The sequence below is a fragment of the Archangium sp. genome (assembly GCF_057119385.1).
Genome location: NZ_DBNGVP010000103.1, coordinates 48,399 through 62,700, shown reverse-complemented (window position 1 = coordinate 62,700; position 14,302 = coordinate 48,399). Strand labels below are relative to the sequence as shown.

Annotated in this window: 12 protein-coding genes; 7 read left to right on the top strand and 5 right to left on the bottom strand. The window is 69.3% G+C overall.

Features of this window, described 5'->3' with window-relative positions:
• Positions 1–42 precede the first annotated feature (42 nt).
• The 4 genes from AC16DP_RS25320 to AC16DP_RS25305 form a co-directional block, all read right to left on the bottom strand.
• Positions 43–1,287, bottom strand: a complete 1,245-nt coding sequence (locus AC16DP_RS25320) for a cytochrome P450 (protein WP_329729533.1) — start codon at positions 1,285–1,287, stop codon at positions 43–45.
• Between the two features lie 42 nt (positions 1,288–1,329).
• Positions 1,330–1,524, bottom strand: coding sequence for a ferredoxin (locus tag AC16DP_RS25315; protein ID WP_329729532.1), 195 nt, complete (start codon positions 1,522–1,524; stop codon positions 1,330–1,332).
• A gap of 43 nt (positions 1,525–1,567) precedes the next feature.
• A complete protein-coding gene (locus AC16DP_RS25310) occupies positions 1,568–2,161 on the bottom strand; it encodes a TetR/AcrR family transcriptional regulator (RefSeq protein WP_329729531.1) in 594 nt (197 codons plus the stop codon).
• Positions 2,162–2,458: 297 nt separating this feature from the next.
• Positions 2,459–4,276 carry a DUF4231 domain-containing protein gene (locus tag AC16DP_RS25305; RefSeq protein WP_329729530.1) on the bottom strand — a complete coding sequence of 606 codons (1,818 nt, stop codon included), beginning with the start codon at positions 4,274–4,276 and terminating at the stop codon, positions 2,459–2,461.
• A 159-nt stretch (positions 4,277–4,435) separates the two neighbouring features.
• Here AC16DP_RS25305 and AC16DP_RS25300 point away from each other — a divergent pair, with 159 nt between their 5' ends.
• From AC16DP_RS25300 to AC16DP_RS25270, 7 genes are all read left to right on the top strand, one after another.
• Entirely contained in the window at positions 4,436–5,119 is a 684-nt protein-coding gene (locus tag AC16DP_RS25300) for a TIGR02466 family protein (protein WP_329729529.1), read from the top strand.
• Positions 5,120–5,148: 29 nt separating this feature from the next.
• Complete coding sequence (locus tag AC16DP_RS25295) at positions 5,149–6,012, top strand: hypothetical protein (protein ID WP_483956873.1); 864 nt, start codon at positions 5,149–5,151, stop codon at positions 6,010–6,012.
• Between the two features lie 70 nt (positions 6,013–6,082).
• The gene (locus AC16DP_RS25290) at positions 6,083–7,330 is read left to right on the top strand and encodes a cytochrome P450 (RefSeq protein WP_329729527.1); all 1,248 of its coding nucleotides are present in this window, start codon (positions 6,083–6,085) and stop codon (positions 7,328–7,330) included.
• A 120-nt stretch (positions 7,331–7,450) separates the two neighbouring features.
• Complete coding sequence (locus AC16DP_RS25285; RefSeq protein ID WP_329729526.1) at positions 7,451–8,545, top strand: hypothetical protein; 1,095 nt, start codon at positions 7,451–7,453, stop codon at positions 8,543–8,545.
• A gap of 210 nt (positions 8,546–8,755) precedes the next feature.
• A complete protein-coding gene (locus AC16DP_RS25280) occupies positions 8,756–9,820 on the top strand; it encodes a DUF4062 domain-containing protein (RefSeq protein WP_329729525.1) in 1,065 nt (354 codons plus the stop codon).
• Entirely contained in the window at positions 9,801–11,354 is a 1,554-nt protein-coding gene (locus AC16DP_RS25275; RefSeq protein ID WP_329729524.1) for a tetratricopeptide repeat protein, read from the top strand. Before AC16DP_RS25280 ends, AC16DP_RS25275 begins: the two co-directional genes overlap by 20 nt.
• The gene (locus AC16DP_RS25270) at positions 11,351–12,910 is read left to right on the top strand and encodes a tetratricopeptide repeat protein (RefSeq protein ID WP_329729523.1); all 1,560 of its coding nucleotides are present in this window, start codon (positions 11,351–11,353) and stop codon (positions 12,908–12,910) included. Before AC16DP_RS25275 ends, AC16DP_RS25270 begins: the two co-directional genes overlap by 4 nt.
• A gap of 12 nt (positions 12,911–12,922) precedes the next feature.
• On the opposite strand, the gene AC16DP_RS25265 is transcribed toward AC16DP_RS25270, so the two are convergent.
• Complete coding sequence (locus AC16DP_RS25265; protein ID WP_329729522.1) at positions 12,923–14,281, bottom strand: sensor histidine kinase; 1,359 nt, start codon at positions 14,279–14,281, stop codon at positions 12,923–12,925.
• Positions 14,282–14,302 lie beyond the last annotated feature (21 nt).

The following is a 14,302-nucleotide window of genomic DNA, read 5'->3' as shown; positions in this document are numbered from 1 at the left end:
TGGAATCCCTCACCCCCACGCCAGTCCGGAAGCCACCTCGGATTACTGCTGGTTCAGCTGGACCTCGAGCGAGTCCATCTTGCGGATGACCGGGTGGGGCCCGAACGAGGGCTCCTTCACCAGCCGCAGCCCCGGGAAGCGCGTGAGGAGCGTCTCCACGGCGATCTGCACCTCGAGCCGCGCCAGGCTCGCGCCCAGGCAGAAGTGCATGCCGTGGCCGAAGGCGATGCTCGAGTTGGTGTTGCGGCGCACGTCGAAGACATCCGCCTTCGGGAACACGCTCTCGTCACGCAGCGCGCTGTTGAGCAGGACGAGCACCATCTGCCCCTTCTTGATGGTCACCCCGCCCATCTCCACGTCCTCGAGCGCGTAGCGGGCGATGCCCAGCTTGCCGAAGTTGTCGAAGCGCAGCACCTCCTCGATGACGCCCTTGAGCAGCTCCGGCTCGGCCTTGACCTGCGCGAGCAGCTCGGGCCGCTTGAGCACGTTGTAGACCGTGAAGCCGATGAGGTGCACGGTGGTCTCGAAGCCGCCCACGATGAGCGCGGCCACCAGCGACAGCAGCTCCGCGGTGTTGAGCCGATCCCCCTGCTCCTCCGTCTGGATGAGCGTGGTGAGGATGTCGTCCGGCAGCGGGTTGCGGCGCCGATCCTCGATCGTCTCGCGCACCAGGGCGATTCCCTCCCGCACATCCTCACGCAGCGAGGGCACCTCCTCCGGGCGGAGCAGTCCGGGCAGGAAGCTCTTGATCGCCGCCTCCGTGAAGCGCTGGAACAGCGTCTCGCGCCCCTTGGGGATCTTCAGCATGGAGCCGATCACCCGCGGCGGAATCCGATCCGAGATGTCCGTGACCACGTTGAGGGTGTTGCGGCCCTTCAGGTCATTCAGGATGTCATCGACGATGGCCTGGAGCTCCGGCCGCAGCCGCTCGATGGCGCGCGGGGTGAGCGCCGGGCTGACGAGCTTGCGCACCCGGGCATGATCCGAGCCCGACAGCGCGAAGAGGCCTCCCTTGTTGAGCTCCGCCAGCTCGGGGATCAGCGCCGCGGACCCGGCCACCGCGGCGAACTCCCACTCGTCCCGGTTGGGCGAGAAGCGCTTCGCGTCCCGGAGCACGGCGGTGGCGTCCTCATACCGGCTGAGCAGCCAGGAGCGGCCTTCCGGCCAATAGTACAAGGGCGCCTTGGTGCGCAGCTCCTCGAGCGCGGGATAGGGATCGAGGACGTAGCCGGGCGCGTCCGGCGCGAAGTTCACGGAGGGGGAATGGGCAGGCGTCTGAGGCGACATGGGGTCATCTCCTTGGGGGGAAACAGGGGGAATGGCGGGGACTCAGTCTTCCGAGAGCGAGAGCGCCTGCTTCGGGCAGGTGAGGACGGCCTTCTCCACCTTGGCGCGCAGCTCGGGGGGGACCGTCTCGGTGAGGACGTGCAGCTGATCCTTGTCATCCAGGTGGAAGGACTCGGGCGCCGCGCGTACGCAGACGCCGTTGGCCTCGCAGCGATCCCAATCGACCACGATCTTCATGTGCTTCTCCTTGAGGTGGGACTTCGAAACGGAAGGAAGGGCGTCACGCCTCGAGCAACCGGAGCACCAGCTCGATGGGCGGCCGCGCGGCACCGGGACGCACGGCCTGGCTGATGGCGAGCCCCTGCGTCACCGCCATCCACGCACGCGCGAGCTCCCCGGGCGGACCCGCGGCGGCGGCCCCCGTGCGCTGCGCCTCCTCGATGAGCGAGGACAGGGGCTCGTGCACGTGCCGCTCCAGCCGCTCCAGCGCCTCGCGCACCGGCCGGGGCGCGTCCTCTCCCATGGAGGCATGCACGATGATCCGCAGGTGCTCGGAGGCCTGCACCGAGCCCTCCCCCATGATCGAACAGACGTACACGAGCCGCTCCCACGGGGAGACGGACAGGGCCCGGGCCCGGGCGATGAGCGCCTCCCAGCCGTGGATGGACTCCTCGATGACGGCGACGAAGAGCGCTTCCTTGCTGGGGAAGTAGTGGTGCACCAGCCCATGGCTGATGCCCGCCGCGGACGCGATGTCGGAGATCTTCGCCGCCGCGAAGCCCTTGCGCGCGAACACCCGCCGGGCCGCGTCCAGCACGTCCCGCCGCCGCTCTTCCCGAAGCTGCTCCATCCGCGCCGCCGGACGAGGACTCATGGCCTTCCCCAACCCTGGATTGACTGGTGGGTCAATCAACGACCCCGCCCAGCTCTAACAAACCCGGAAAAAGGACACAATCCCGGTTTTCTGCTCGTGGGGCCACCGGGCATGCGCGGCCCCGGCTCAGGGCTTGTCCGCCAGCGGCGAGAGCGCGCGGAAGCGCTCGGCGAGGTGCTCGATCAGCGCTGCCACGGGCGGCGGCAGGCCCCTGCGAGCGGTGTAGACGAGATGGACGGTCCCTCACGGGCTCGACGGCGGCCTGGGGCAGATCTGAGCGGACCGGGCCGTCCCCCCTCAGTGCTTCTCCGGATCCGTCTCCCGGTGCTTCTCCGGCTCGGTCTCTCGCGAGTCCTCCTCGCGACGGGCCTGGAGCCGGGCCATCGCTTCCTTCATTTCCTGCACCCAGCCCATGAGCTCCGCTTGCAGCACCAGCTCGGTACTGTCGACGAGGCGCTCGAAATGGCGGGGGCGGTGCTGCTCCTCGAAGGAGAGCGAACACCACCAGGCCTTGAGGTTCTCCAGCTCGATCGCCGCCTGGTTGAACTTCACCACCTGGGTCTCGGCCTGCTGGGAGCCCAACCAGGAGGTGATGGCCGTCACCAACGCCGTGGTCAGTGCCACCCAGAGCTGCGCCCCCAGGGCCGCCAGCAGCGTGCCCATGCCCCCCGCGGCGAGGATGAGCCACTGCAGCCGGTGGGCTCGCCGGTCGAGCTGATCCACCTTCCCGCGGTAGTAGGCCAGCTGATCATCCAACCGGAAGTGGATGTACCGGAAGGGAGTCAGCGCGCTGAAGCCATCATCACCGGTGGCCAGTGCGCTGGGAGGAGGCAGCGGGCCCCGGTAGGTGCGCAGGGCGGACAGGGGGGGCTCCGTTCGCAGCAACTGCTGGCTGATGGACTTCATCTGCCCGGCCAGCCTGCGCTCGCAGGAGGGCCGGCCCGCCCGGGATGGGTTCCGGACGCCGGAGTGGCAGCGATACCGGAAGATCTCCCGCTTGAGGGTCTCGGCCTGCGCACGCAGGGAAATCCACCGGGTGCCGAACTTGAACTGGCTGGAGGCACCCAGCAGCACGGTGAGCGCCGCGATCAGCACCAGGACGATGATCCGGAGCACCCCCGAGTCCAGATGGAGCGGATGGAGATCGACCCGCCACACCGGCCCCACCTTGGCGATGTATCCCCACTTGGACAACTGCGTATCGAGCAGGGCGAAGAACGTGCCGAGGAAGCCGAGCACGAGGATCCACAACTGCAACCGCTGGAAGATGCGCTGCTGCCGGGCGGCGTTGGCGTCGCAGAGGGCGAAGCGCTGCCAGGCATGCTTGAGAATGGACTCCTCGCGCAGCTCGCGCTTGAGCAGGAAATGGAGCTCCAGGGGCGAGCCTTCCAGGGGAAACAGGCAGAGGTCGCCATCCGCGACGATCTCCGCCAGCGCCGGATCGGCGATGTCCGGCGAAGGCTGGGCGAGCAGGTTCGCCAGCTGGTCCGCGAGCCGGCCGGAGCCCTGGAGGACGATCAGGGGCCAGCCATGCCGCACGGCGGCGAGCGCCTCCTGTTTGGAGATGTCTCCCCCGTTGACGAGCACCACGGTCACGGGGATGTCCTTGGCGAGGGCGGCGGCCAGCGAGAAGAGCGTCTGGGTTTCCCCGCCCCAGGTGTCGCTGTCCACCAGGACGAAGTGGCTGTGATGCTCGTCCAGGGGCGCCAGCAGCTCGGGATGGCTCCGGGTGGGGCCTCCGGGCCAGGTCACGAGCTTCGCGGGAGCCACGCCCACGAGCGGTGCGTGTCCGCCTCGGCTGGCCAGCCCCTCCCCCATGAGGGCCATGATGCCAGCCCGGGTGCCACCATCCAGGATGAGGGCGTCCATCTCCACGGCGGCGCGGGCAACGCCCCGGCTGAGCAATGGCCGCAGCGCCGCGTGAGTCTCGGGCGGCAGCCGGTCCGCCCCTCCAATCAAGAGGATGAGGGCACGGGGATGGGGCAGCCCGAGCGCATGAATGAGTGCCTGGGGAGCGGCTCCCGGCGAGACCCGTACCGACTTCGCCCGATTGCCATTGGGGAAGAAGATCTCCCCGGTGTGGAGCTCCGGCTCGGTGGGGTGCGAGTGCAACATGGCGGCCCTCACCGCTCAACGTAGTGCCCACCCGGAGGCCGTGCATTCCTCGGCCCGAGCGACTGGGGATGCGGGTGCTGCCGTGCCCGCCCCTTCCCTCCGTGCTTCCAGGTACGGTGGGGATGCCCCTCCAGACCTCCGAGAACATCGACACTCCAAGTGACATATGACACGCTCCGCGTCATGTCTCCTCCGCCTCCTTCCACCGCGGCCGGATTGCGTCTGCAGGCGTTGTTTCCCACGCTCGTCGGGGAGGTGGATCATCCTGACGCCGAAGCCCTCAACGCGAGCCTGGTGGACTACATCCGGTGGCGTGAGCGGCAGGAACCGGATCGCTCCCCGCTGACCACGGTGAATCACGGATGGCAGTCCGGGTTGGATCTGCTCGAGGCGGAGGTGCCCGCCATCCATGCGCTGAAGCGCTTCATCAACCATCATGTCGAGTCGTTCCTGGCCGAGTGGGGCCGGTTGATGCACTCGGCCTCGGCCCCGAGCAGCTTCCGCTATGGCTATCGCGGGTGGGCGGTCATCCTGCGTCAGGGGGGCTTCCAGCATGAACACATCCACTCGCGCACGGACCTGGTGGGCGTCTATTACGCGCAGGTTCCCGCCGTCCCTCCAGGCGTGGCGGCTGGCGGAGCGCTGAGCCTGACGGATCCTCGAGGCGGGCGGCTCGCCACCCGCGCGATGTGGGACGTGGATCGCATCAACTTGCAACCCGTGGCGGGAAGGCTGTTGCTCTTTCCCAGCTTCCTGGCGCACCGCGTGGAGCAGGTGCTGGTACCGGGCGAACGCATCTCCATCAACTTCGATGTGCAGGTAGAAGCTGTCAACCCCCGTTGATCAGGCCAAAGACACCCCTGGAGGCAACCATGGCGCTGTTTCGCGATGAAGAAGGCAATTTCTTCAACATCCCCGATGAAGAGTTGCAGAAGTACAAGGTGGAGGGCGAGGTGCCGCAGACCGAGAAGTTGACGGGACAGGAAGTGCGGCGCGGGGAGACGCCCAAGCCGGGGAGCGAGGCAGCATATTTCTGGGGCGCTCCCGCCGCCACGCGGCCCACTGCCGCCTATTTCTGGGACTCGCCCGCCGCTCGGCCCGCCCCCGCCTATTTCTGGGACCGGGCTCCGGTGCAGGCACAGAACGCGGCCTACAACTACGCCTCTCCCCGGGCGATGCCGGCCCACAACTATGAGGCGGGCGCCCAGCTCGGTGCCGCCTACAACTACGCGGCGCAGGCTCAGGCTCCCAGCGCGGCCTATAACTACGCCTCTCCGGCGCAGGCGCAGAGCGCGGCCTACAACTATGCCTCTCCGCGGGCGATGCCGGCCCACAACTATGAGGCTGGCGCCAATCTCGGTGCTGCCTACAATTACGCGGCTCCAGCTCAGGCGCCCGGCGCGGCCTACAACTACGCGGCGCAGGCTCAGGCGCCCAGCGCCGCCTACAACTACGCGGCGCAGGCTCAGGCTCCCAGCGCGGCCTACAATTACGCGGCGCAGGCCCAGGCTCCGAGCGCGGCCTACAATTACGCGGCGCAGGCCCAGGCTCCGAGCGCGGCCTACAACTATGCCTCTCCGGCCCCGAGCGCTGCCTACAACTACGCTTCTCCGGCTCCGAGCGCTGCCTACAACTACGCTTCTCCGACGCGGATGGGGAGCGCCGCCTACAACTATCCGGCTCCCACCGGTCCGGCTCCCGCCTACTACTGGGGGGACATGCCCACCCGGCGCTGAGGCCTGACCCGCTACCACCCGGGCGGATCGGCACTCCCGGTCCGCCCTCCTGCCCCACCTGCTCGAAACCATGGACCCCAACGCTCCCGAGGCCGCGCCCCACGATGTCAGGGATTGGAGGGACCATGCGGCTTTCTTCCTCAACCTGAGCCGTCTCTGTCCGGATGAGGTCGTCCCCTACATGGCGCAGGGGCAGCCGGCCTTCCTCATCAACCGTCCAGAGCACGTCACGCATGTGCTGAGCACGGCCCAGGCCAACTACCGCAATCCCTATCATCCCTATGCGGAGCTGGCCGGGCTCTATCGCCCCGAGGGCTCCTTCCTCCTGCGGCTGGGGCACCGCGCCGAGCACCGCTCGGGCTATACGCACCTGCTCACGCGAATGGTGGCGTCCGCGCGGGCACGGTTTCACGCCCTGGGCGAGTCCTCGCGCCAGGGGCCCGTCGAGATGGAGCGCGAGCTGAAGGAGCTGATACTGTGCGTCTTCGCCCAGGCCCTCTTCGGCGTGGACGTGGCCGCGGAGAGCGAGCCCTTCGTCCGAGCGGTCACCCTCCTCGAGGAGGTCCAGGCCAACCACGTCTTCGCCCGGGGCGCGGACACCGGGGCCCTGCGCCTGCGCTATCAGCAGGCCGTGGAGGACCAGGGGCGGTTGGTGGAGCGCATCGTCCAGGGATGCCCGGAGATGCGCGAGGCCGTGGAGGAAGCACCCGAGCGGCACTCGCTCGTGCACACGGCCATCATCCGCACCCTGCTCAACGGGTACAACGCGATGGCCACGGGGGTGGGCTGGACGCTCCACCTGCTGGCCCAACATCCGGAGATCCAACGGCAGGTCCGGGACGAGGCGCGGGCGCTCGAGGACGAGCTGCTCTCCGTCAGGGACCTGCCCCGGCTGCACCTCACCCGCGGCGTGGTGCAGGAGTCGCTGCGGCTGTACCCACCGGCGTGGATGCTCGGACGCCACGCGCGGGGGGAGGACCGGCTCGGCGGCATCACCCTTCCCGCCGGGGCCGTCATCTCCGTCTCGCCGTATACGATGCAGCGTCACCCCGGGGTGTGGGAGGAGCCCGATGCCTTCCGTCCGGAGCGCTTCCTCCGAGCGGAAGGCCGTCCACCCGGAGCGTACTTCCCCTTCGGGGGTGGAATACGCTCGTGCCCGGCCGAGCATTCCGTGGTGGGGCCGCTGCAGCTCCTGGTGGCCACCCTGGTTCGAGAGCACCAGGTCGAGCCGGTGCCCGGGGTCACGGTACGTCCGCGTGGGCTCGTCTCGCTCCGCCCTTCCCCGACCCTCCGGCTGAGCCTGCTGCCCCTGGCATAGAGCAGGGAGCCAGCACGGGGAGTGTGGTGGGCGCCGATCTCGAAGATCGGGTGTGCTCGGGGCTCGTCCTCTCCTAGAATCCCCGGCGTGATGAACCTTCGACCTTCACGTTGGGTTTCGGTGCTGTCTCTCGCCCTGGTGCTCGGGCTCGGCATGCCGGGGCCGAGTGCCTGGGCCGCCAGGAGTGCCAGGTCTGCCAAGAAGGCCGGCAAGGCCAAGGCCCGGAAGGGGCCACAGCCCAAGCTGCTCCTGCCCGCGGAGGACGCGGAGATCGAACCGGGCAAGCGGGTCACCTTCACGTGGAAGGTGGCCGCGAAGCTCGTGCGCCTCGAGGTGGCGCGCGACGAGGAGTTCACCGACAAGGTCGTCGACCGTCCGGTGAAGGGGCGCTACGCGGTGCTCCCCATCGACGCCGGCACGTACTACTGGCGGGTGACGGCCCCGCGGGGGGGACCTTCCGACCCGCGCAGGCTGACCGTGGGCGCCGAGCCGGCACCGGAGCCGCTAGCCGAGGCGCCATCGGAGGCGCAGGCGCAGGCGGAGCCGATGACGACCGGAGGCCTGGGACTGGATCTCACCGGGGCCACCACCCCGAGCGACACCAGCACGGCCGCGCCGAGCGACACGGCCGCCCTGGCCTCCGCCGCGGAGACGCCGGTCGCGGCCCCCGTGACGAGCGAGCCCCCCACCCCGGTGGTGGCCGAGGCGGAGCGGCCGTCGTCCTCCTCGCAGCGCGGCAACCAGAAGCGGTGGAGCCTGTTCGTCGGCGGCTCGGCCGCGTTGGGCTCGACCGCGCCCAACTCGATGACGACGCTGCGGTACGAGGCCAGCGTCGCGTTCCGGATCGCGAATCCCTTCGAGCTGAGCCTCGCGGTGGGTGGCTCGTCCCTCCAGGTGTTGGGCACGCGTGACGCGACCTGGCCGTACTACACGTGGAGCGGGCAGTACTACTTCGACCTCGGAGCGCGGTACCGGCTGGTGCGCTTCGATGGCGGAGCGCTGTTCGGGCTCGTGTCGGGGCGGCTCGCCTTCTTCACCGCGGCGCAGGATCAGCTGGGCTTCCTGGTGGATCGCAGCCCGTTCTCGGCCGGTGCCGGCATCGCCTTCCGCTTCCGGGCGGGCCTCCCGTTGGAGCTCGGTCTGCGCGGCAACGTCCTCACCGGCAAGAGCCTCGGCGGCGAGGCCGAGCTCGGCCTGCGCGTCATGGTGTTCTGACGCGACCGGAACGAGCGTGAATCTCTCCTGCGACGCCATCGTGGACTGATACCGCCCACGACTCGTGTCAGGAGAGCGAGCGCTATTCGCTCCGGACTTCCTCCTCCCTGGAAGACAGATGCCTCGCCGGCCGTCCGCTTGATGTGCCGTCTGGCGCATCCAGATTTATCTGGATCTGGAATGCCAGCCGCGGGCATGGAGGGATGGCCGGTGGACGTCCGAAGGACCGCGATGGTGAGCAGCACCGTGCGGGATCTGGCCGAGCATCGCGACGCCGTGCTCCAGGCGTGTCTCGAGGTGGGCGTGTTCCCCAGGATGATGGAGCACCTGCCGGCGAGCGACGCCGAGGCGGTATGCGTCTCGACGGAGATGGTCGACCAGTCGGAGCTGTACATCGGCGTCTTCGCGCACCGCTACGGCTACGTGCCTCCGGGTGCCACTCGCTCCGTCACGGAGATGGAGTACGAGCGTGCCGTGCAGCGCTGCATTCCCCGGCTGATATTCCTGATGAGCGACGACTACCGCGGGCTGCGAGCGAGCGACGTCGAAACGGGAGCCGGCGCGGAGCGTCTGAAGGCGCTCAAATCACGGCTGCAGACCGAGCGTGTGGTCAGGTACTTCACGTCACCGGAGGATCTGCGCGCCAACGTGGTCGAGGCCCTCGTGAAGTACATGGCGACGGCCGAGCGGACGCCCTCGGGCTCGCCCGCCGGTAGCTCCGACCTGAACGTCAGCTCGCTCGACTCGCCGCGCCGGCTCACACCGCTCGACGGCCATCCGGTGCTCGCCCCGCCCGGCGGGCCGCCCCGGCTCTTCACAGGCGGCGTCCACGTCTCGTTCACCCTGGCGCACAACGGGGAGGGCAAGCACTCCATCAATCTGCACGCGATGGAGCTCGAGGCCGTTCGATTCACCTCCGGCCTCCGTCCGGAGTACGCGTATGAGCTCGAGGGCACGAGCCTGATCGGAGCCGGGATCGCAAGACCTCACGTCTTTACCGTCATGGTCTTCGGCAACCGCGTCATGCCAGCGCGGTGGGTCATCGACAGCAAGCTGGGCACCTTCCGCGAGGCGAAGAGCGCGAACTTCTTCGATACCGACGACCCTCGCATCCTCACCTTCCCCGCCGATGGAGCGGACATCGAGGAAATCAAGGGGACCGTGATGGCGTGCGAGCAAGGCCTGTACGAGCTGCGGTTCGTCTTCCACTACAGCGTGGCCGGCGTGGACCGGCAGCGAGCCTCCGAGGTGGCCCATGTCTACTCCGACGAGTGAGTACCTGAGTGGTCTCGCCATCCCCACTCCGCCACGGCGCGCCGGGCGGCCGCGACGGGACCCACGGATCGAACAGCTCGCGGGAACCATCCTCGCCTTCGAGGCCCTCTCCCAAGGCCTCATGGATTACGCAGGCGACACGCAGAATCCGAGGCCGGTGCGGCCGCGAAGCCTCTACGACCTCAAGAAATGGATCGCCGACTACTTCCCCTACGCGAACTACCGCGTGGCATTTCCCGATACGACGCTCTATTTCGCGTTCTGTAGCAACAAGGTGAAGCTGCCACTCGACCAGGCCGTGCCGGTCCCTCGCGAGGACCTCTGGTGGCTCGCGGCCCCGAATGACATGCTGCTCGTCTCCGACCGCCTCACCCACCACTACACCTCCGTGTGGTACGTGGACGACGACGCGGGCCGCATCCACCTGCTCGACCCGTGGCCCGACCGGATCTTCCTCAAGAAAGGGCTCAACGCCGCCGGAGTGGAGGCACGCGTCGAGTCAGTCACGAGCGATGCCAGGCACAAGCGCATCAGCATCACACGTGAGGAATTCCTGCGAGTCACCGTGGGCCTGCTCACCCGGGACACGCCGGAGCTGCTCGAGAACTACCTGGCCGCGCACTCCGATGCGCGCGAGCGGTTCGAGGTGCGGCTGGCCTTCGGCCTGGCGCTGATGGACGCGGAGCAGTACGTGCTCGCCCGGTTCGCGGCCGTGCACCTGGAAGCGGCCCTGCGCCTGGCCGAGGCGGCGGGAGAGGCCGAGCGCGCACAGGATGCAGCGGCGCGACTCCATGTCGCCCTCGTCTCCGCCATCCACCACCAGCGCTGGTCGAAGGACGACCTCGCTCCGAGGCCGTTCCAGGACGCACTGCGCCACCTCACGGCACGCTACGGGGAGGATCGCCTGCTCGCCGGGGCGTGGCTTCGGGAGTTGTGCGGCCTCGGCAACGCCGCGGGCCTCTCAGGGGCTCATGACGAGGCGCTCCGCTTTCTCGAGGCAGCGGTCTCCCGCTTTCCGGACGAGGAAGAGCCGTACCGGCTGCGGGCGAAGGTCCGGATGAGCCTCGGGGACCACGAGGGCGCGCTCGACGATGCCACCAGGGCCCTCGCGCTCAATGCAGCCGGCATTCGCGCGTTGGAGGCACGAAGGGACAGCTGGCATCCGGACGATCGCTTCAGCCGTGAGGACGATCAGGCGCGAATCGGCGGCCTGCGGAATCGCCGGTTCGATGAGCTCGACATGCGCGCCGCCGCGCTCATCGCGCTCCGGCGCCTCGTGGACGCCCGCGCGGCGGCCGGGGAACTGATGGCTCACGCACCGGCGAGCTCCGACGGTTACGCGAAGCTGGCCAGCATCGAGCACCTCCTGGGGAACGACGCCGCGGCGGCGAGCCACCTTCGCGAAGCGCGCGGGCGGGAGCAGAACCCACGACAGCGTGCGCTGATCGACGCGATGCTCGCGTCGCTCCAGGCGCCACCCGCCGTTGCCCCCAGCGCCGAAGCACCCGGCGCCGGCTCGGAGGTGCACCCATGACCCCCCAGACGTCAGCCGACGAGCACCTGCACGCCGGACAGGATGCGCTTCGGCGCGCCGTGCAGGCGCACGGCGCCGCCGGGTCCCGTGTCGAGGACGTGCCGTACGACCCTGCCCTGCTGAGGCTCGCGCGCGAGCACTTCGAAGCCGCCTCTTCGCTGTTCGACACCGAGGGCCGGGCCACGGAGTGGGCGCGGGCCCGGCTGGGGGCGGCGGAGGTAGGGCTCAAGATGGCATCGAGCGCGGAGGCGTACGCCGCCGCCGAGGCAAGCAGCCGCGCGGCCCTCGCGAGCCTCGATACGGTGACCGACCGGGCAACGAGCCTCGACGCGTACCTCCTGCTGGCCGAGGCGATGGCGGTCCCGATCGAGCACCTCGCGGATGGCGCCGAGAAGGAAGGCCGCATCGACCAGGCGCTTGGCGTGCTTCGGGCGGCCGAGTACCTCGCCAGTCAGCAACCGGATGCGTTCGCGCGGGCGCGTGTGGGCTCGCTGCTCTCGCACGTGCTCGGCGAGCGCTTCCGCGGCGACCGGGACGCCCATCTGCTGGATGCGATCCGCGCGGGCCAGCGGGCGCTCCCGGCCCTGCGCGAGCGGCAACAGGAGTCGCCCCTGAGCTACCCCGCGCTCCTCGTGCACCTCGGCAACTGCTTCATGAAGCTCGATGGACCCCGGGAGCGTTGGCTCGCCGAGGGGCTTGCCGCGTACCGCGACGGCCTGGCCGCCACGGACCCGCGGATTGCCCCACGGCTACACCACCTCCTCGACGCGAACGTGAGGATGGCGGAGTCGCTCATCGCCGCGCACGACGAAGCGCTTCCCGAGAAGGAGCGGGTGGGGCGCTTCGGCGCGCGGGTACAGGCCGCGCTCGATGCGGGTGACTTCGACACCGCGGAGGCAGTGGCGCTGGAGATGCTGCGGTGGGCGTGGTCGCTGCGGCAGGCTCCCAACCTCTGGGTGGGCGAGGCCCACAAGCTCCTCGGCAACCTGTTGCTCCACCGAGGCGACGCCGCCGGGGCGCAGAACCACTTCTATTGCGCGACCGTGGTGCTGTCCGCCGCGGCGGCGACGGGCGGGCCGCGCGAGGCGGCGCTCCTTGGCGGCGCCGAGCAACTCCTCGCGAGCGCGATGGAGCGGCTGGGACAGTCGGCGCTCACGGCACCGCTCACCGCGCAGGCCCGGAGAGCCTTCGCCGCGGCCCGTTCGAGCGTGGAGACGGGAATGCAGCTCCTGGCCCGCGATCCCGCTGCGGCGCACGCGCACTTCGACCGCGCGATCTCCCTCTATCCCCGCGATCCGCTCGCACTCTTCTGTCGTGGCGCCGCGGCGATGGCGCAGTCGGCAGTCGACGCCGCGCTGCGCGACTTCGACGCCGTGCTCTACCTGCAGCCACGGAACGTGGCGGCACTGTACAACCGCGCGCTCCTGCGAGAGCAGCGCGGCGACAACGACGGCGCGGTGGCGGACCTGGAGCACGCGCTGGGTGAGGTGTCGGATCCCCAGGAGCGCGCGTCAATCGAGGCCCACCTCCGTCGACTACGAGGCAGCGAACGGTGAGACGCGCCCCCCTCAGGCGGGAGAGACGCTGCGCACGCCCAGGGGAGGACGCGTGACGGGGGTGGGCTCCTCGGGCGACAGGATCGCCACGCTCGGCAGCCGCACGGTGAAGCACGTGCCCTTGCCGGGCTCCGACTCCACCTCGATGCGGCCGCCATGCGCGGTGATGATGCCGTAGGCGACGGCGAGCCCCAGGCCCGTCCCCTGCCCCACCGGCTTGGTCGTGAAGAACGGCTGGAAGAGCTTGTCACGCACCTCGGCGGACATGCCCACGCCGTTGTCGCGCACACGCACCAGCACCTCGCCGGGCTCGGCATGGGTGCTCACCTTCACCACGCCGCCCTTCTCGGGCAAGGCCTGCGCGGCGTTGACGATGAGGTTCACGAGCACCTGCCCTATCTGCCGGGCCTGGCCCACGAGCGGGGGCACTTCGCCGAGCTCCACCTGCACCTCGCAGCGGCCCTTGAGCTCGCCCTGCGAGAGCCGGAGCGCCGAGCAGACCTCGGCGTTGAGCTCGAAACGGGTGGGCGTGCCCGGATCATCGCGCGCGAAGCGCCGCAGGTCCGCCACGATGGCATTGACGCGGCGGATGCCGTCGAGCGTCGCGGGCAGCACTTCCTCCACGTACTCACGCAGCTCCTCCGGGCGCTGGTGCAGTTCCTGCAGATCCTTGGAGAGCGCGTGGACGTTGCTCGTCACGAAGGCCATGGGGTTGTTGATCTCATGCGCCACGCCCGCCGCCAACATGCCCAGGCTGGACAGCTTCTCCTGCGCCACGAGCCGGGCCTGCATCCGCTGGAGCTGCCGGTGGTTCTCGCGCGACGCCTCCAATGACGAGAGCAGCAGCTGGCAGCGCTCCTCTCCGATGACGTACAGCAGCCAGGCCACGATGCAGAACGGAACCACCGTCGAGAATGCGCAGCCCGCGTGAAACGCCTGCGCGGCCGTCACCGCGAGGAAGATGACGAGCGCGAGCCGCTGGACGAAGTGGTTCTCCCGCTCGCGGAAGCCATTGATGAAGACCGCCTGGAAGAGCACGTTGCACCAGCCCAACGCGTTCCACTGAAGGAGCTCGGACGTCACCGTGCTGATGAGCAGATTGCCGCCCAGCATGAGCGCCGTGCCTATCCTGTCGTGGCCGCTCCGGTTCACCCAGGCAGGCACCCCGGCGTTGATGCAGGCGCGCACCACGTTGAGCGCGCACAGCGCCCCCACCAGTGTCCACCGTCCCCAGGCGTCCACGACCAGGATGACCTGGAAGATGGCCAGGGAAACAAAGGCCCAGAAGATCAACCGCTGGTTCTCGGGATTGACTTCCGCCTCACCGCCGGTCCCCGTCGTCCCAACGGGTGGTGGTTGTCCCATGTTCATGCCGAGCGTTCCCCCCACTCG